The sequence below is a fragment of the Paraburkholderia aromaticivorans genome (assembly GCF_012689525.1).
GTDB classification, from domain to species: domain Bacteria; phylum Pseudomonadota; class Gammaproteobacteria; order Burkholderiales; family Burkholderiaceae; genus Paraburkholderia; species Paraburkholderia aromaticivorans_A.
Genome location: NZ_CP051514.1, coordinates 456,397 through 474,705, shown reverse-complemented (window position 1 = coordinate 474,705; position 18,309 = coordinate 456,397). Strand labels below are relative to the sequence as shown.

Genomic DNA, 18,309 nt, shown 5'->3' with positions numbered 1-18,309 from the left:
TTAAAGTTTTGATTCAGTACCTCGGAGCAGGCGGCTGGTGAGTTAGGCGGGAGGCGAAATGCAGGATGCGAGCCGCAACGAGCAAGACGACAAGGCGTGGAATCTGGCGAGCAGCGTGTGCGAGGCAGTGCTCGAAGGACACGCGCGTCCGATATCCGCGCTCGGGGTGCTAGCCGACGGGAGGCTCGCGTCGGGAGCTTGGGGCGACACGATCAGGCTGTGGAACCCGGCGAGCGGCCGACTCGAGGCGACGCTCACAGGACACACGGGTTCGGTATACGCGCTCACCGCGCTGGCCGACGGGCGGCTCGCATCGGGGGCCGCGGACGACACGATCAGGCTGTGGAATCCGCTCAGCGGCGTGTGCGAGGCGACGCTCGTGGGACACACGGGTTCGATAATCGCGCTCGCGGCGCTGGCCGACGGGCGGCTCGCGTCGGGATCGGCGGACCACACGATCAGGCTGTGGAACCCGGCGAGCGGTGTGTGCGAGGCAACGCTCGAAGGACACACGAACACGGTGTTGGCGCTCGCGGTTCTGGCCGACGGGCGACTCGCGTCCGGGTCGTGGGACCACACGATCAGGCTGTGGAACCCGGCGAGGGGCGTGTGCGAGGCGACCCTCGAAGGACACACGGATTCGGTAATCGCGCTCGCGGTACTGGCCGACGGGCGGCTCGCGTCAGGGGCGGCGGACCACACGATCAGGCTGTGGAACCCGGTGAGCGGCGTGTGCGAGGCGACGCTCGAAGGACACACCAGGTCGGTATTCGGGCTCGTGGTGCTTGCCGACGGGCGGCTCGCATCGGGATCGTTCGACAATACGATCCGGCTATGGAACCCGGCGAACACCATGTCCGAAGCGACGCTCGAAGGACATACAGGTGCGGTATCCGCGCTCGCGGTGCTCGGCGACGGGCGGCTCGCGTCGGGATCGTGGGACAATACGATCAGGCTGTGGAACCTGGCAAACGCCATGTCCGAAGCGACGCCCGAAGGACACACAGATGCGGAATCCGCGCTCGCGGTGCTCGGCGACGGACGGCTTGCATCGGGGGCGGTGGACCGCACGATCAGGTTGTGGGATGTGACGAGCGGCGCGTGCGAGGCGACGCTTGAAGGACACACCGATGGAGTATCCACGCTCGCGGTGCTTACCGACGGCCGGCTCGCGTCGGGATCCTGGGACCACACGATCAAGCTGTGGAACCTCGCGAGCCTCGTGTGCGAGGCGACGTTTGAAGGACACAGAGATGGGGTATCAGCGCTCGCGGTGCTTGCCGACGGGCGGCTCGCATCGGGATCCTGGGACCACACGATCAGGCTGTGGAACCTCGCGAGCGGCGTGTGCGAGGCGACGTTTGAAGGAGACAGAAATGGGGTATCAGCGCTCGCGGTGCTTGCCGATGGCCGACTCGCGTCGGGATCGCGGGATCACACGATCAAACTATGGAACCTGGCGAGCGGCGTGTGCGAGGCGACGTTTGAAGGACACGGAGATCGGGTATCAGCACTCGCGGCGCTTGCCGGCGGGCGGCTCGCGTCGGGATCGTGGGACAAGACGATCAAACTATGGAACGTGGCAAGTGGCACATGCGATGCGACGCTCAAAGGACACCGGGAAGGCGTATGCGCGCTCGCGGTGCTTGTCGACGGGCGACTCGCGTCGGGATCGTTCGACAATACGATCCGACTGTGGAACCCGGCGAGCGGCGTATGCGAGTCGACGCTTGAAGGATACAGCGATGGTATATGCGCGCTCGCCGTGCTTGCCGACGGGCGGCTTGCATCGTGCGGGCTGACGGCCAAGACGATCGGCCTGCACGGCGAACCCGGGCAAGCGCCGGCCAAGATTCCGGCGCCTCCAGCGCCCGAAGATGACTGAGCGCGACCATCATGTTCAGCGGCCTGTCAAAACTCGCCGATAAATCGTTCGTCCTCGGTTTTTTCCTGCCTGCGCTAGTTGGCGTCATCGCCTTCATCGGACTGAACCGTGATGTCCAGCCGTTCACACAGCTATTTCAGACGTCGCTGCAGGACAAGACCTTTGCCAACCTGACGGTTATGCTCCTGGTGGTCTGGACCCTGTCGGTACTGCTGATGGCGGGTACCCACTGGATGTACCGCGTGCTGGAAGGCTATGCGTGGCCGCTCAACCGCCCGGGACTCAAAGAGCGGCAGTTTAAGCGCCGGAGGCGGCAGCGCGTTGAAGCCCGGGAAGCATACGGTGCCTTTCGCATTGCGCAATTACATTGCGGCTCTCCCACAGTAACTTCCGCCGAAACCGCCCAGGAGCAGCAGCGTACTCTTGACCATCGCAAGCAGGAATATTTGCGCCTGAAGCGAGCGCTCGCGCTGGAATACCCGGAGCAACGCGAACTGGTCCTGCACACCCGGTTCGGGAATGTCCTGCGTGCTTTCGAGACATACGCAAGCACCGTCTACGGAACGGAAAGCATTCACGCGTGGCCGCGCTTGCTGGCCGTAGTGCCCAAGGACTACCAGGCGACGCTCGCGGATGCCCGCGCACCGGTCGATTTTTTCGTCAGTCTCGTGTTTCTTGCATTCGCTCTGGGCGTTATTGCCCTAGTACGCGGGGGGGCGGCTTTGGTAGGCAAACCTGCCGATGCCATGTCGCCGTGGATTTTTTGGTTCAGCGCTGCGGGCGCGTTCGCTTCGATGCGACTGTGCTACCTGGCGGCGCTTGCATCAGCCGGCGCGTGGGGCGAGGTGGTCAAGAGTGCGTTTGACCTGTATCTGCCGGCGCTCGCGCACGCAATGGGATATGAGCTACCGAAGTCGGCCGGGGAACGTCGCCGATTCTGGGAGGCGCAGGCCAACCAATTCCTGTTCCACGAGCCCGTCCAGCCGGAAGACTGGCCACCCGCTGGAAGCTCCGCGCCGGTTGCTGAGAGCCCGCCCAAGAAAGACGCCGACGACGACGGCGATAGAGAGACGAGCGACGAAGCCGAAGCAGCCGACGACGAGAGCAGTACTGGCGACGACCGCAATGAAAACAGAGAGAGGCGCGCATTTACTCCCGTGAAAGGCACGGTGGTCCACCGTGACATAGTGAGATAGTACGGCGCCTCAGTCGACATACACCGCTTGAGTGATAAGGTGCATGCATGCCCCGCTCCATGTCGGTGTGCCTGCCCCTGTTGGCTGATTTACTCCACAAACACGCAAACCCGTTACATGATCCATAAGGTTCGCGGCTGCCGAGCTGCGAATGTCTCAGCAGACAATCTGCTGCACCGATTTCTCTGAATACTGGGTAAGGCCGGCGATGACCGAGCTAGTGCCCCATTTCGGGGAGGACCGCTGACTGAGCGGAGCCGCCATTCGAATGTCCGAGCTTCCGCAAAGCTGATCGGCTGCTAGTGGCCGAAACCCGGCGGCCCTGTTTGCGCTCTAGAATTGCGGTGGTAGGAATCTATGCGATCAGCAGAAACCATCGAACTACTTCGGCCGCTCGGCCCGAGATCGTGGCAAAGGCCGCGTTCAAGCTGCAAGGGCCGGTGGGGCTGGCCTTCGAGCGCAGCCTTGGCTTCACGGTCTTCCCATCGCATCGACTTGCAGCGGACACTCATTGGTGACGAATCGCTGAGGTCCGTCGCTACCTGTTCGGAGCCGGCTGGACGCTTTGTTCTGATGGCAGTTCGACACTGTTTTCGGGGCCGGCTGGACTTCCTCCTCCGGAAGCGGCTCGATGCTCTGCACCGCGGGTGGCTGAATGCTCTTGACCAAGACGGGCGGCTCAGCGCCTGGCACCGGCGCGCTGTGCAGGTCGGTGCTCAGGCCCGTGCCGACATTCGAGGTCGTGGTGCTTGCACTCTTGAGGACGCCGTGCGTATCGAACAGGAACACCGCCGCCGACGACCGCGTGTCGGCACCGCCAACCAGCGCCCCGATGAACGGAAGAAAGCTCTCAGGATGCGGCCTCGACGTCACGAACATCTAGACGAGCAACGTCGAACCGTCGTCCAGCGCGGTCTGCACCGACGCCGGGCCGAGCGTGGCTGTCACGTCTTGCAGGGTCGTCACGCCACGCCTGAAGCTCGACATCTGTTCAGGCCTCACTTCGACCCCGGCCGACATGCAACCGGCAAGCAGCGCGCCGCACAGCAGCCCAACTACCAGTCCATGTTTCATGTTGCCCCCGTATTCACAATATTATGACGACGGAGTGTGGTCGGCACGCGGCGAGAAAGGGGTCGCTTTAGAAAACAGGAAATAAAGCACGTTAGTGGCAGGCGATCGTCGCAAAACGACCCGCTCCGGCCACTGGAACCGGGTCCACTTCAATGACAGCTTCCTGGGTCCGACGGTCGACCGCGTCTTCGGCAGCGGGCAAGTCCCTGGACGGTCGAGAATTGCCACCAGAGGCCGCGCAGCACCTTAATCTTACTGTGTCATAAACGTAACAATTGTGATATTACTGTGTTTGCCTACATATAATGAGGATACCCAGGCATAAAGCGAGAAGCAATGGACGCACAGACGCGGTTTGAGCAGTACATTGAGCATCTGGCTGGCGGCCTGGGTCATGCGGATCGCCACTCAGGACTGAAGGCCTACTGCACAGGCCTGATGTTGCCGTTGACGCGCAAGAGTGTCGAGCCGATGGCCGCAAGCGTGGATCCGCTTCACGCCAGCGCCCGGCATCAGGCACTGCACCACTTTGTGGCCAAGGCCGACTGGTCGGACGAGGAGCTACTTCGGCGGGTCAGCCAGTGGGTCGTACCCCGGATGGATTTTTCCGGCGGCGGCTTCTGGATCGTGGACGATACGGGATTTCCAAAGAAGGGCCGCCATTCAGTAGGCGTTGCGCGTCAATACTGCGGAGTGCTGGGCAAACAGGATAATTGCCAGATCGCGGTCAGTGTGTCACTGGCCTGTGAGCAGGCCAGCATTCCGGTTGCGTGGCAGCTTTACGTGCCGCGCGAATGGGCTGAGGATGATGAGCGGCGCGAGAAAGGCGGCATTCCCGCGCAGATCGGGTTTGAGACGAAGGTGCAGATTGCCTTGCGACAGATCGAGGCCCTGCTGGCTGCGGGTGCGCCCCGACATTGCGTACTGGCCGATGCAGGCTATGGAATAGACAACGCCTTCCGGCAACGTCTGGACGATCTGGGATTGCCTTATGTGGTCGGCATCACCTCGGCTCTCGTGGTCTGGCCACCGGGCGTCGAACCGTTGCCGCCGAAACCTTATGGCGGCATGGGCCGCCCGCCGGCGGTGCCGCGCCGCACACGCGCCCGGCAGCCGGTGAGCGTGAAGGAGCTGGCGCATTTACTGCCTGCTACAGCCTTCACCACGCTCAGCTGGCGGGAGGGTTCGAACGAAACACTCAGCGGGCGTTTCGCCGCAGTGCGCGTGCGTCACGCGGGCGGCAATACCGGCAAGGCGAGGTTGCGCCCCGAGCAATGGCTGCTCATCGAGTGGCCAGCCGGCGACGCTGACCCGCTGAAATACTATCTGTCCAACCTGCCGGCCGATACTACGCTTGAGCAGCTCGTGGCGCACGCACACATGCGCTGGCGCATCGAACGTGACTACCAGGATCTGAAGCAGGAGCTGGGGCTGGGACACTATGAAGGCCGGGGGTGGCGTGGGTTTCACCACCACGCCGCACTGGCGATTGCGGCCTACGGGTTCCTGCTCTCAGAGCGTCTCGCTACCGGTACCGCGGTCAGCGCCAAAAAAAACTTCGCAGCACGCCAGACACCTGGCCTTCCCGACGATTACATTGCACGGGGAAGTCCGGCGCGCACAGCGCCACACGGCTGACTCGATTGCCACTATTCGCTACGAACTTACGGTCCGGCTGGTCGCCGGGCTCGACGCGTGTCCATGCTGCCGAAGTCTGGGAAAACGCTTTTATTTAATGACACAGTAAGATTAACGCGGATGTCCGCTTGCCAGAAAAGCCAAGGGATCTCGTCTGATCTTACCGACGTTTGGTGGACACCTTGAAAGGGGCCTACCATGCAGACTGAACTGCTGGATCTGATCAAAGGACGAAGACCTCGCGGCGGTTAATTGCTGAGGCTGTGTTGGATGCGCCAGACAGGCGCTTGTATGCGGTTGCCTCAGCATGCTGCTGCCGGCGCAACTGGCACCAACAATTGGCGTTGACCGCGGGCAGACGTTTCGAATAAGCCATGAACTCCCATCTTTCGGGTTTGACCGCTTTCGTGTTCGCTGGCGGTGGCAGCCTTGGCGCGATCGAGGTTGGCATGCTGCGCGAACTGCTCGAACGCGGTGAGCATCCGGGCTGCGTGGTGGGCGCCTCCGCAGGCGCGATCAACGCAGCGTATTTCGCCGGACAACCGGACGGCGGGGGCGTAGCAATGCTCGAAGCGCTCTGGTGCAAGATCCGGCGGCAGGACATCATGCCGCTTTCCATGCTCGGGCTGCTCGCGATGATCCTGCGCAGTCGTGCGCACCTCGTTGAGGCGAACGCGTTGCGTCAGCTGCTGGAGACGCATCTGTCGTATGAGCGGATCGAGCAGGCGACCTTGCCGCTTCACATCGCCGCGACCGATATGCTTACCGGCGACGAAATCGTTCTTTCTACCGGTCCTGTGGTGAACGCAGTGTTGGCGAGCGCAGCGATTCCCGGCGTGTTCCCGCCGGTGCGTATCGACGGTGTGGATCTCATCGATGGCGGCGTCGCCAACAACACGCCTATCTCGGTGGCGGTTGCGCTCGGTGCGACGCGCATCATCGTGCTACCGGCCGGCTTCGCGTGTGCGTTGCATGCGCCGCCGCGTAGCGCGATCGCGCAGGCCCTGCATGCGCTGACGCTCGTCATCGCACGCCAGCTCGTGCGCGACCTTGAGTTTTATTCGACGCGTGTGCAGATCTATGTCGTTCCGCCGTTGTGTCCACTCGATGTCTCGCCTTACGACTATACGCAGTGCGCGCAACTGATCGACCGAGCTGCGCAGAAGACGCGTGCATGGCTCAGCGATGGTGGCCTCGAGCGCGCTTTGATTCCCGGTGAGCTGCGCGAGCATGCGCACGCCGCGCGTTAACGGCGCAAGCAAAAAACTGACGAGCTACTTTGTGCCAAGGGCCAGTGACCCGACGAGCATGACTGGCTGCCATTGGTCCGCTATGTGAATCGAGCCGACATTCGAATGTCCGTCTGAGACCACAGGCGAACGGCTGGAAGTGGCCGGTTGCTGTCCCACGCGATGGGGACACGTAAGTCGAAACCCGTGAGCAGGCGATCGGCTGCAGCCGACCCACTACTGAAGTAGAACCCGCCGCCTCTACGGCCTCATTCAGGTTGCAACGGCCATTCGCGCTCATTTCATCCGAGCCGTGACGCGCCAACTGACTGGCATCGTTTTTCTGCGTATATTTGGATCCGAACGATTCCCAGCCCCAAAATGCGCGTGCGGAAGAAGTGATCTATTCATCCGACGGCGACAATATGCCCTTAAAGTCGGCGGATGGTGAAAGGCCACACTTGGCACGAGAACAGTTCCAGACGGTTGCTGCAGTTGGCAGACGCGTTGCTCAAAATGGTTTTTGCTGCCGACTTCTTGCGGCTGGTCGCCCTAACTTTCGTCGCAAATGTCGCCGGGCTCCCGGATACAAAATATCCTAGTAACAACCGTCAGCAGTATTGCGTGCCGACGGACGCGCAACGGAGACGCCACCATGGACAAAACCTTCACCATCACCAACCCGCGCGATGACGCGCGCGGCCCATATCTAAGCTTTACGACCCAAGACGGCACGCAGACGATCCCAGACAAGCGTTTTCGCTTCGAGCTGCTGGCGGCGTAACATCGTCCCGGGCGCGGGTCATCGGCGCCCGCCTTCGCGAGCGTTTCCGCTCCGTCTTTATTCGCCATCTGCGGTGCAATATGCGTTCGCTTTCTCACGGACTGCTAGCAAATGCGCCCCGAATGATCAGCGGGTCTGCCTGCTGTCTGCTCGAAAAGTCGCCGGCTTCCGATAATGCGATCGGTGTACCCCCGGCCCGGGCCGACGCGTCGCAGGGCGCTCAAGCTAGGCCCGGTGGCCAGAAGAAGGTTATAACATGAAGACTACAATGCTCCATCGCTTTGCAGAATCGTTGGCCGCGTTAAGAGCAAGCTGCATCAGCTATGAATGGCGGCAACTCGGTCTGATCCGACGCACGCTAGTTTGGTCCAGCATCGTCGTCTTGGCCCTCGGTCTTAGGCTTTTCGTCAACCCCGTCGCATGGGCGGACGCATGGCACTGGTATCACCTAAACCGTGATGACATCACGCCACTCGGAACTTTCGCAGGCGCCGCGGTGGTGGCGGGGGCGGCCTTGCGGCAGGCGAAGACGGCTAGGTTGCGCCATGAGCAACAGACCGAAGCCGACCGCCAGCGGCGCATCACCGAGAACTTCAGCAAGGCCACAGATCAGCTCGGGAACGAAAAGCTCGCGGTCCGGCTCGGCGCTATCTATACGATGGAGCGGATCTCGCGGGAAAGCCCAGAATACTACTGGCCCGTCCTTGAGACGCTGACCGCATTCGTTCGCGACAAAGCGCACTGGACGGAGCCGAGCAAGGAAGCTTCAGAATCCGTGGTTTGCCCCTCCGAGGCACCAGGCGCGCAGCCGGGCGACTACGGAATACCGACCGACGTTGCGGCCGTGCTGTCCGTCATCGGCCGACGCGAAAAGGTAAACTACGAACGCGAAATACACATGGGGTGGCGGATTAATCTGCGAGGCACCGACCTCAGACGCGCAGGGCTTTCCCTTGCGCATCTCAAAGGAGTCCAACTCTCTTACGCGCATCTCGAAGGCGCCGACCTCAGCAAAGCGCATCTCGAAGGAGCCCACCTCTCAAACGCGCACCTCGAAGGAGCCATCCTCTCAGGCGCGTATCTTGAAGGAGCCGACCTGGTAAGCGCAAATCTCCAAAGAGCTACCCTTCGTGGCGCGCACCTCGAAGGAGCCATCCTCATGGGCGCGCATCTCCAAGGAGCCAACCTGGGGGGTGCAACAGGGCCCGGAGAGGCCCAGCTCGCGAGCGCGAACGGCGATGCGTCGACACACCTGCCGTGGGGCGTGGCACGGCCGGCGGCATGGCCATCAGAACCGCTCTGAAGGCGGCCAGTCGGCTGACGTTCAAAGGCCGCACGAGTGCCTTGACCTGTGTTCAAGCCGGCGGCCCGAGCTCCGTAATTACCGCTAGCGTCGTTCTATTGCACGTCCAATCCGACAAGTCGGCGATACGCGACCGGCTGAACGCGGGTACCAGGGTTTGGTCGCCGTCGATATCGACGTGGTGATGTGTTCACATGGACCGGGCCGCGACGAGGCTCTCGCCATCATCCATGACGAACTCGCTCGCGCCCGGCAAGCCTGTATTAGCCATCACTTGCATTGGTGGAAGATTCGCGGCTCTGTCGCGATAAGGACGGAGGGGCGGGCGCAGTGTACCGGGCGCGATCGTTTATGAGGCGAGGGGATAGAATTGCTGTGCGGCGGACGCGCCGGTCCCTTTGGCGCATTTCATTTGCCCCTTGCGGATCATATGCATTACCTCAATGCCGCCCAGAATGATGCGTGCACAACGAAAATCCTTGAAGCCGAGCATGGGTCGGGTTCGGCGTTTGATGGCCCGGTGGTCCTGCTCGATGCAGTTGTTCAGATACCTGACCTGACGGACGCGGATAGGTGTTTCGCGTGCGGCGTTGATCGCCTGGATGGCGGCCAGATTTGCACCGCTCTTATCTATGTTGACCGTCTGCGGGGCGCCGTTCTGGCCAATCGCTTTCTCGAAGAAGCGGCGCGCTGCAGGCTTGTCGCGATGGGCGCGCAGCAGGAAGTCGATGGTGTTGCCGGCCTTGTCCACGGCGCGGTAGAGATACTTCCACTGACCCGTGATCTTGAGGTAGGTCTCGTCCATCCGCCAGCTTTTGCCGACCGGCCTTTTGTGTTTGCGAAACATTTTCTCGAGCAACGGCACCAGCTTGATCACCCAGCGGTGCACGGTCGGATGGTTGACTGAAATACCGCGCTCAGCCATCATTTTCTCGAGATCACGCAGACTCAGCGAGTAGGCCACGTACCATCCCACGCAGACCAATATCACTTCGAGCGGATACTGAAGTCGCTTCAGAACTTTGGCTATGCCCGAGGCCAGTGCCTTTCGCGGAGTCTGCCTCTTCTTCATCGTGCCATTCGGGGAATTTCGTCTGCACCGGATTTTACCCCTTCGGCCTATCGCGACAGAGCCGTACGAACTGCGGGGCGATCAGGCGCACGGTGTGCCCGAGCTTTGCGAGCTCCCGGCCCCAGTAGTACAACGACCCATACGCTTCCATGCCGACCACGCACGGCTCAAGCTTCGCGAAATACAGGAGTACTTCTGTGCGTCTCAACTGCTTGCGCACAACAAGGCGACCTTGCGAGTCCACCGTCGCGCCTACGTAGAAGACAGCCATGGGCATCTCGCCTGTTCGGCTGTTCGTTTAGGCCAGTGTTTATAGTGTGCGCCGATAGGCTTTCAGTCTGCGCCTGCCCCGGCGGGCACTTTATCCTTGTTATTCTCAGGGCCATGTTCCACGCGCGGGGGCGGAATTACGGGTTTGAAGCTCGTCGGCTCAAACATGCCATCGTCACACCATACGCGAACGCGGGTGACGCCTGTGCTGTCGGTGAACTTCGTAGGGTTTCTAGCGAACGCGTCGCGCACCTGTTCCACGGTCCGGCCCGGCGCCTCGATACTGACCTCTACACGGGAGAACCCTGAGTTGCGCGCATTCGTCAGCGCCTTGCCGGCTACCCGCGGGATGTTTGCGATGTCTTCAGAGGCTGGCACCGCCTTGAGCTGAAGCGGCCGCGGTGGTTGCCCGATTGTCCCGTCGATGCCGGGGTAGTCGTCGCCGAACAGGTCGATGCGCTCCCCAGTTTTGCCATTGAGGCGGATCCCTTCGTCGATTTCGGCGGGTGGTTTCTCGTTCCAGCGGGTCCAGACGTCCGCGCTGCCCACCCGTTTGGGGCCGTTCGTCATCTTCGGATCGAGCATGTCACCCTCCCACTGGGCATTGTGCGCATGCCTCGCCTCCTGTTCCGCCACCCAGTCAAGCTGGCTCTTGATCATCCTGCGAACTTGGTCGGGCGTTTTGCCCTTGAGAGCCTTATCGACGTCTACGCCTGCAGCCCGCCGATCGGCGACCCATTTGTCGAAGGCGAGCTGCTCCCGTGGAAGCAGGTCCTTTCGAATCGGTAGGTCGAGCGCCTCCGCGGGAAGCGGGTCGAGAGGCTTTAGCTTGCTTGTGACTTTGGCAGGGCTCTTGCCTTTGAGGCCGAGCCCACGTTGAACCTTGCCCTTGAAGGCCTCGGCGGCACGACCGAGGGCCGGGAAGCGACGCACAAGCGAGGACGCCGCTTTGCTCGCGATCGCGCCCAGCAGAACGAGGGCGAGCATCACCATGAGGGAAATCGAAGAGTCGGCGACGCGGCCGTAGTCGGTCTCGAGGCGCTCGTGATCTTCGTCACGGCGGTCGAGATTGTTCAGCGACTTGTCAATGGTCGCGAGCTGGAAGGCGGAGTCGATTGCGATCGTGGCCAGGCCGATGCTCTCGAGCGCCGCCGCGCCGACGACAGGTGTGCCCAGCACCGATCCGACGATGAATACCGCGATCGACGCCTGCGCGATGAAGGACGATAAGATGGACATTGCCTCGCGTCCAGCGGTTAGTCCAGCATCGATGGCCTGCGACCACTGGCCGGCCATCAGCGCCTTCCAGCCATCCTTCAGAGCCTCCCAAAGAGGTGGCAGATGACGATAGACCGCGACGCCCGGAACGAGAATCTCGAGCGCAGCATCGCAGACGACGTCCCACCAGTGCGCGCGGAAATACTCGAAGCGAGCGTGAAAGTGCCGCCCGAGCGCTTCGGCGTGCGTCTCCTCGGTGTCCGGTCCGGCGGCCTCTAGCGCCGGCTGAGCCTCCTGACGCTGCGCGGTCATGCCCTGCGCTGTCGCACTCGGCGGCTGCGCGCTGGATGCGACAGGCGCGGCGCCAACCGTCGCGGACACGGGCCTGCCGCCGATTCGCGGCGCGATGTGTTTCTGATAGATCTCGTCTAGCTTCGCGGGAGCCTTGTCGATGAGTGTCTGAATGGCGCCCTTGGCCTTCTCGAGGACTGCCTTCGTCTTCTCAATCAGTTCGACGACGACCTTCATGGCGCCTTTGGCCAACATCACTAGGTAGCCTTTGACCTTGCCCGCCAGCGCTAGGACCTTGCGCCAGAGACCAGTGATCCTATCGACGATGGCCAGAAGCCCGCTCATCGCGCGCTTGATGAGACCGCTGATGACGCCGCCCAGGCGCCGCATGAGATCGGCGGCGAACGCGCCGATCCTGCGAGCGATCTCGTTGATCTTGTTGAGCGCCGCCTGAAGCTTGTTGCGAATCCCCTGATAGATGTGTCCGCCGATCTCCCGCAGCTTCGCGATACCGGCACTCACCAGCTCGCGCACCTTCGAGAAGAAGCGCGTCATGCGCTCCTTGACGAACTGATACGCCTTGGTGACCGCATCTTTGATCTTTCCGCCGATCGTCTGCGCACCGCTTTTCACCGCATTCCAGGCGCGTTCGTACCATGCGGAATCCTGGTTCTCCGGTTGGCTTGCGTTGGACTCGGCGGCTTGCGCTTGCTGCGCGTCGTTCTTCGCTTGCTGTATCTCCGATTGCGTCTGAGCCTGCTCTGCGGCCGCGCTGCGCCTGTAGTCCTGAATGACTTCGGTGGTCTGGACGTGCATGGTCGTCCGGTCTTGCTCGATGCCCGCGCGCGCTTCTTCGCGCACGACGACCTGCGCGAGCGATTCGCGATCGTTCTGCGCACGCAGCTGACCTGCGGTGTCGATGTGCTGCGCTGCGACGTCTTCGTCGTGCTTGTTCAACAGATCACGGCCCTTCGCGAGTTCGCCGTCCGTGGCCGCGCGTTGCCACCCACCATAGGCGCTTTCGAGCACCTCGGAGACGTGCTGATCCGATATCGCCGACATCGGTGCGGGGCCGCGCACGGGCAAGGCCGCCTCAAGTTGAAGCGGCGGGATCGGGGCTGGCGCGTCGGTCGGCGCAAGCGTGAGCACGCACATATCGCCGTCGGCTGGTTCGGCGGCGTGTTTTCCCGATTCGAGTTGATGCTCACCGGCTTGCTCCGCCGCGCCGATGGCGCCCGGCGAATCAGCGTCGCTGGCCGGGCGTGGATCGTCGGCCTCCGGGATGCCTGGATTCAGCGGCATGATGGGCGCCGGGCCGACCGGCAGACCCGTCGGCGCCGTCGTTCCAAGAGATCTGGCGCGGGCCTTGTCGGTAAGCTGGTCGCCGAGCGCGCTCACGGCCGGACCGGCCGCGTTCAGCATGGTCGGCGCAGTCGCAACGCTCATGCTTGAGAGTGAGGTCACTAGTCCGGATAGCGACGACCTGGCGAGGCCGGTCGCAGCAGTTGGCGACGGCGTCGTCGTGCTCACGGGAGCCGCGTCTGCGCGAAGGGCGGGCGCGCTCGCCTGCGGCGGACCGACGGATGCGCCGACCAAGGGCATGGCTACGGTGGAAGTTCGCCCCGGTTGGCTCGCAGTCGGTTGCGCCGGACCGCCCGATTTGGGCGCATGACCGTCGGCCCGTCGCGAGATCGTCGGATCGCCGGCCGTGGTGCTATGCAGTCTGCCGGGTGGAGAAACGGGCCGTTGGTCGTCTTCCTCCTTGAGATCCCGCTTGTCGTCCGTCGCGGCTTGGCTCGATGCGGCCGCACATAGCCTCGACAGCGCGTTGCCTGCGGGCATTTGAGAAGCGATCTGCGTCGCCCGCCCGGGTCCACCGCTCAATGACGAGCCTCGTTCGATCAACGTCGGTTCGGCGGGATCGAGTGCGTCCGACGTGCAGTTTTCGCGCTGGTTGGCCTCGCGCGCATGCTGGCGATTCGCCGTGCGGTTGACGGTGCCGCCGACCGGCGATCCCCGCATGCCGACGATTTTCCCGTCGGGTCTGAGCCGATTAGTTTGAATCAGTCGCGCCAGGTGTTGATTGCCCAGTGTGTGATGCAGTTTGAAGATAGTGTCCAGATTCCTGGACTGCTTGGTGGCATCGGGGAGAGAGTCGCGCCGGGCGATCTGATTCTGGGCTTTCTCTTCGCGCGGTTTGGTCAGCAGTGGTTGTGCCATGTGCCCGAACTCCTGCAATTACTAGCGCCGGAAGCATCGCGCCACAATAGTTTCGCGGATCGACTACTAAACGATCTCGAATCCAAATAGCTCAAAACAATGCCAGCCCCTGAAGTGCTTTATTTCGGCTAACGTATCGACCGGGCGCGTCATCTTCGAAATATAGGATGCGCTTTCGCAACCGCAAAGAGGCGAGCAGCTTCATTTCCGCCACACCCTAGTTTTACTGTGTCATAAATTCATGCCATTATAGAACCTTCTTCAGATTTGGCATGAGGAAACAATGGACGCGAAATCGTCGTTCGATGAGTACCTGGAACATCTCTGTGAAGCGCTCGGACACAGCGATCGCAATGCAGGGCTGGTGGGGTACTGCCAAGGCTTGATGTTGCCGCTGCGGCGTAAGAGTGTTGAGCCGCTGGCCGCTCACCTTGAACCCGAACGTGTCAGCGCGCGCCACCAGTCCTTACATCACTTTGTTTCGAAGTCGGAATGGTCAGACGCTGCTTTGCTTGAGCAGGTCAGGCGTTGGGTATTACCACACATGAATCCGGCCAACGGACTGTTCTGGATCATTGACGACACCGGCTTTCCGAAACAGGGCAAACATTCGGTAGGCGTCGCACGGCAATACTGCGGGCAGTTAGGAAAGCAGGACAACTGTCAGGTCGCAGTGAGCTTGTCGGTCGCCACGGAGGACGCCAGTTTGCCCGTCGCATACCAACTCTATTTGCCCCATGAATGGAGCGAAGATCCGGCACGATGTCAGCGCGCTGGCGTGCCTGATGAAATCGCGTTTTCGACCAAGCCACAAATGGCGGCAACACAACTGCGTGAAGCGCGCGAAAGCGGCGCGCCTGACGGTATTGTGCTGGCAGACGCCGGTTACGGGAACGACAGTGTCTTCCGTGACGCCATCAGCGAACTGGGATTAACTTACGCAGTGGGCATTCAGTCCAGCGCCCGCGTCTGGGCTCCCGGCACGACACCTCTGAGTGTTGAGCCGCCCACCGGGCAGCCTGGACGGCCGCGCAAACTGCTGCGCCGTGCGCCCGGTCACGAGCCAGTATCAGTCAAAGCGCTTGCGCGTGGTCTTGATGCTTCTTCCTACCGCATGATCAACTGGCGCGAAGGAACCCGCACCATCCTGAGTTCCAGATTTGCCGCTGTACGTGTACGGACATCGCACCGTGACTATTGGCGCGCTACACAGCGCGATGAGCAATGGCTCCTGATTGAATGGCCTCAGGGCGACCCTGAACCGGCTAAATATTGGCTCGCAACACTTCCGGAAGTGACGTCCCTCGAACGTCTGGTCAGTGTCGCGAAGATGCGCTGGCGTATCGAGCGCGACTACCAGGATCTGAAGCAGGAGTTCGGTCTGGGCCATTTCGAAGGCCGCAGTTGGCGTGGGTTTCACCATCATGCGTCGCTTTGCATCGCGGCCTACGGTTTTCTGGTTGCACAGCGCCTGATTCAGGGCGCTGGTAAAAAAAACTTCGCCATCGGCAGCCTCTTTACCTTATCCGACGACTATGTGCCACGGGGCTCCCCAGCGCGCCCAACGACATGTGGCTGATTCGATTGCCAGCTTGCGCTGGCGGCTCGCAGCCTACATCGCCCAACGCCTTCGACGATGTCCGTTCTGCTCTTCATCAAATATCTTGTGACACAGTAAAACTAGGAAGAGAAAGACACGTTCGCGGAGACATCTGGTGTCAAACGGGATGGCTTGACGTTATCGGCCCTCCATGTCACTTGGCCTGAAAGCGAGAAACGATCTAAGGTTCTTGCAATTATTATCGCCTAGTACTACAGCCGTAGATAAAACAAAGCAGGAGGTACGCAGCCGGGGCGCCGGTAGTGACACTGCTGGGCGCGGTACTGGTGCCTGCGCCGCCATGCCGACCAGGCCAGGACGTACTCGATGGAGTGAGCTCCGCGCCATAGGAGGCGGCACAGTAGCCGGCGGATCTCCTGCACACTGAGCGGCACCGAATCTTCAGGTGTTTTTTTTGGCGCGCACCCGCAGGGTGACGAGCGCGGCATGGGCCAGCAGCGCCAGCGTGATGTGACGGTACCAGCCCTGCCATTGGCGTACCTCGTATTGATCGAGCCCGCATTCGCCTTTGGTTGCCTCGAAGCCGGTTTCGATTTCCCACCTGCGGCCCGCGACGTTGACCAGGGTTTGCCGTGTGGCTTTGCTGCGCGGGGCGTATACGACGTAATACGCATGCTCGCGTTGCTCGTCCAGGCTGCGCCGCACCAGCAGGTAATGCCCGAAGCGGCGCTCTTCTGTGGTGATCTGCAGACGCCACAGCGGAGTCAACGCCCAGTCATACAGGCGCTCGCCTTTGGCGCCGGCACCTGCTGACAGGCGTCGCCATGCCCGTGCCGGCAAGGCTTCGGCGATCCGGTCGGACCGTACGTAGTCGGGACCCTGCCACCACAGGGGTTCGTTCTTCGCGACGGCCAGTACGAAAGACTGGCCGCGCGACTCGAGCCACAGCCGCAGGTGACGGTCGCCGCCGTAGACTTCATCACCCGTGACCCAGCCGCACGGCACACCTGCGTCCAGCGCCCGCTCAAGCATGCTGCGCGCGAGCTGCGGCTTCGTTGCAAACTCCACCGCCTTGGGAATGCCCGCTGCCTCGCAGCGCACACGGTCATCGGTCCACGCCTTGGGCACATACAGTTCGCGGTCGATAAACGCGCTGCCGCCGCGACCGGCATAGCAGAGGAACACGCCGATCTGGCTGTTCTCGATACGGCCTGCGGTGCCACTGTACTGGCGTTGCACACCGGCCGAGTGCTGCCCCTTCTTGACGAAGCCGGTCTCGTCCACAATCAGCACCGCGTCGCGCTCGCCCAGTTGTTCAACGACGTACTCCCGGAGCACATCGCGCGCGCCATCCGCATCCCATTGCGCCCGCTCGAGCAGGTGCTGCACGCCATCAGGCGTTTCTTCGCCGATCCATTCGGCGAGTTGCCAGCCGTTCTTGCGCTCAACTGTGCCCAGCAGGCCCTTCAGGTAAGCGAGAGACCGATGTCGGGGCTCGGGTCGCCTGAACAGTTCTCCGAGCCGCTGATGTAGCGCCTCCAGTTCACGCTCCCACGCTATTGCCGTCGAATGCATCGCTTTCTCATGTAGTAGTACTAAATGTTGTTAGTATAGTAAAAAATCTACGGCTGTAGTACTAGGAAGGTCTGCAAAAGTCCTGGCGTTGACGTGGGCGTGGAGGCACTGTCAGGTTGATGGGGAGGCGGCGGTAGAATGAAGCGATGAAGAAAACGAAATCGCTTTATCGCGGTCACCGCTTCCCCGCCGTCGTCATCAGCTGCGCGGTTCGGTGGTATTTCGGGTTTAGCCTGAGCCTGCGCGACGTCGAGGAGTTGTTGCTCAAGCGTGGTGTGGTGGTCACGTACGAAACGATCCGTTGCTGGTGCGACAAATTCGGCGCTGAATTCGCCCGGTGCGCCAAAGCGGCGCGGCCCAAACAGGGCAGCATATGGCATCTGGACGAGATGTTCGTGACGCTGCGCGGCGAGCCGTATCTGTTGTGGCGAGCGGTCGACGAGCACGGTGCTGAGCTCGATGTGCTGGTGCAAAAGCGGCGCGATAAGGCCGCCGCAAAGCGCTTCTTCCGGCGGGTGCTGCGTTCAAACCCGGTGCCGCGCAAGATCCTGACCGACCAGTTGCGCAACTATCCGGCGGCGAAGGCTGACATTCCTGAGCTCGCTCATGTGAAACACGTTTTCGTCAAGGCGGCTGCACGCGTGAACAACCGAGCCGAGAACAGCCACCAGCCCACCCGCAGGCGCGAACGCCAGATGTGCGGCTTTCGCGATGCGCGTCGCACGCAGGCGTTTCTCTCATGCTTTGGCCCGATCCGGCAGCACTTCGCGCTACCCGGGCATCAAATGAACGCGGCATGTCATCGTGTCGCACTCAAAGAACGCTTCGCCACATGGCATGATTGGACTGTTACTGGTGCCGCCAACAAAAGCAGATAATAAGGATAACTACTCTTAAACTACACAGATAGCCTACGCCCGCCAACATGACAGAGCCATCCGATCGCATCACAGCACTCCGCGGTTTCCTCCATCGAGGCTCGTTCGACGCCTG

General features: G+C 61.8%; 12 protein-coding genes and 2 pseudogenes. 8 read left to right on the top strand and 6 right to left on the bottom strand.

The features are described 5' to 3' along the window. Positions 1–58: 58 nt before the first annotated feature. Together HF916_RS02095 and HF916_RS02090 are read left to right on the top strand one after the other, a co-directional pair. Positions 59–1,885, top strand: a complete 1,827-nt coding sequence (locus HF916_RS02095; RefSeq protein WP_168787638.1) for a WD40 repeat domain-containing protein — start codon at positions 59–61, stop codon at positions 1,883–1,885. An 11-nt stretch (positions 1,886–1,896) separates the two neighbouring features. Continuing rightward, positions 1,897–3,081 carry a hypothetical protein gene (locus tag HF916_RS02090; RefSeq protein WP_168787314.1) on the top strand — a complete coding sequence of 395 codons (1,185 nt, stop codon included), beginning with the start codon at positions 1,897–1,899 and terminating at the stop codon, positions 3,079–3,081. 471 nt (positions 3,082–3,552) lie between these two features. Here HF916_RS02090 and HF916_RS50190 read toward each other — a convergent pair whose 3' ends face one another. Together HF916_RS50190 and HF916_RS50185 are read right to left on the bottom strand one after the other, a co-directional pair. Then, positions 3,553–3,960, bottom strand: coding sequence for a hypothetical protein (locus HF916_RS50190; RefSeq protein ID WP_240975298.1), 408 nt, complete (start codon positions 3,958–3,960; stop codon positions 3,553–3,555). Next, positions 3,961–4,155, bottom strand: coding sequence for a hypothetical protein (locus tag HF916_RS50185; RefSeq protein WP_240975297.1), 195 nt, complete (start codon positions 4,153–4,155; stop codon positions 3,961–3,963). A gap of 336 nt (positions 4,156–4,491) precedes the next feature. Between HF916_RS50185 and HF916_RS02080 the strand changes: the two are divergent. From HF916_RS02080 to HF916_RS02070, 4 genes and pseudogenes are all read left to right on the top strand, one after another. Next, positions 4,492–5,781, top strand: a pseudogene (locus tag HF916_RS02080) (IS701 family transposase); the annotation flags it as partial. A 386-nt stretch (positions 5,782–6,167) separates the two neighbouring features. Next, positions 6,168–7,043, top strand: a complete 876-nt coding sequence (locus tag HF916_RS02075) for a patatin-like phospholipase family protein (protein ID WP_168787636.1) — start codon at positions 6,168–6,170, stop codon at positions 7,041–7,043. Between the two features lie 634 nt (positions 7,044–7,677). Beyond that, positions 7,678–7,806 carry a hypothetical protein gene (locus HF916_RS51375; protein WP_277352264.1) on the top strand — a complete coding sequence of 43 codons (129 nt, stop codon included), beginning with the start codon at positions 7,678–7,680 and terminating at the stop codon, positions 7,804–7,806. Positions 7,807–8,062: 256 nt separating this feature from the next. Further along, a complete protein-coding gene (locus tag HF916_RS02070) occupies positions 8,063–9,109 on the top strand; it encodes a pentapeptide repeat-containing protein (protein ID WP_168787635.1) in 1,047 nt (348 codons plus the stop codon). Between the two features lie 349 nt (positions 9,110–9,458). Here the strand turns inward: HF916_RS02070 and HF916_RS02065 are convergent, their stop codons facing one another. The 3 genes and pseudogenes from HF916_RS02065 to HF916_RS02055 form a co-directional block, all read right to left on the bottom strand. Continuing rightward, complete coding sequence (locus tag HF916_RS02065; protein WP_168787634.1) at positions 9,459–10,181, bottom strand: IS6 family transposase; 723 nt, start codon at positions 10,179–10,181, stop codon at positions 9,459–9,461. Positions 10,182–10,242: 61 nt separating this feature from the next. After that, positions 10,243–10,458, bottom strand: a pseudogene (locus HF916_RS02060) (IS110 family transposase); the annotation flags it as partial. Positions 10,459–10,514: 56 nt separating this feature from the next. Then, positions 10,515–14,180 (bottom strand): hypothetical protein, encoded by a 3,666-nt coding sequence (locus HF916_RS02055; RefSeq protein WP_168787632.1) that lies wholly within the window; start codon positions 14,178–14,180, stop codon positions 10,515–10,517. 283 nt (positions 14,181–14,463) lie between these two features. Between HF916_RS02055 and HF916_RS02050 the strand changes: the two genes are divergently transcribed. Then, positions 14,464–15,759 carry an IS701 family transposase gene (locus tag HF916_RS02050; RefSeq protein WP_168787631.1) on the top strand — a complete coding sequence of 432 codons (1,296 nt, stop codon included), beginning with the start codon at positions 14,464–14,466 and terminating at the stop codon, positions 15,757–15,759. A 423-nt stretch (positions 15,760–16,182) separates the two neighbouring features. On the opposite strand, the gene HF916_RS02045 is transcribed toward HF916_RS02050, so the two are convergent. Then, positions 16,183–17,316 carry an IS701 family transposase gene (locus HF916_RS02045; RefSeq protein ID WP_168787630.1) on the bottom strand — a complete coding sequence of 378 codons (1,134 nt, stop codon included), beginning with the start codon at positions 17,314–17,316 and terminating at the stop codon, positions 16,183–16,185. Positions 17,317–17,462: 146 nt separating this feature from the next. Between HF916_RS02045 and HF916_RS02040 the strand changes: the two genes are divergently transcribed. Continuing rightward, complete coding sequence (locus tag HF916_RS02040; RefSeq protein WP_168787629.1) at positions 17,463–18,194, top strand: IS6 family transposase; 732 nt, start codon at positions 17,463–17,465, stop codon at positions 18,192–18,194. Positions 18,195–18,309: the final 115 nt, after the last annotated feature.

Coding starts and splice junctions, on each gene's coding strand:
- HF916_RS51375 (WP_277352264.1), top strand. CDS start 7,678: ATGGACAAAACCTTCACCATCACCAACCCGCGCGATGACGCGCGCGGC.
- HF916_RS50185 (WP_240975297.1), bottom strand. CDS start 4,155: ATGAAACATGGACTGGTAGTTGGGCTGCTGTGCGGCGCGCTGCTTGCC.
- HF916_RS02075 (WP_168787636.1), top strand. CDS start 6,168: ATGAACTCCCATCTTTCGGGTTTGACCGCTTTCGTGTTCGCTGGCGGT.
- HF916_RS02040 (WP_168787629.1), top strand. CDS start 17,463: ATGAAGAAAACGAAATCGCTTTATCGCGGTCACCGCTTCCCCGCCGTC.
- HF916_RS02070 (WP_168787635.1), top strand. CDS start 8,063: ATGAAGACTACAATGCTCCATCGCTTTGCAGAATCGTTGGCCGCGTTA.
- HF916_RS02055 (WP_168787632.1), bottom strand. CDS start 14,180: ATGGCACAACCACTGCTGACCAAACCGCGCGAAGAGAAAGCCCAGAAT.
- HF916_RS02045 (WP_168787630.1), bottom strand. CDS start 17,316: ATGCATTCGACGGCAATAGCGTGGGAGCGTGAACTGGAGGCGCTACAT.
- HF916_RS02095 (WP_168787638.1), top strand. CDS start 59: ATGCAGGATGCGAGCCGCAACGAGCAAGACGACAAGGCGTGGAATCTG.
- HF916_RS02065 (WP_168787634.1), bottom strand. CDS start 10,181: ATGAAGAAGAGGCAGACTCCGCGAAAGGCACTGGCCTCGGGCATAGCC.
- HF916_RS50190 (WP_240975298.1), bottom strand. CDS start 3,960: ATGTTCGTGACGTCGAGGCCGCATCCTGAGAGCTTTCTTCCGTTCATC.
- HF916_RS02090 (WP_168787314.1), top strand. CDS start 1,897: ATGTTCAGCGGCCTGTCAAAACTCGCCGATAAATCGTTCGTCCTCGGT.
- HF916_RS02050 (WP_168787631.1), top strand. CDS start 14,464: ATGGACGCGAAATCGTCGTTCGATGAGTACCTGGAACATCTCTGTGAA.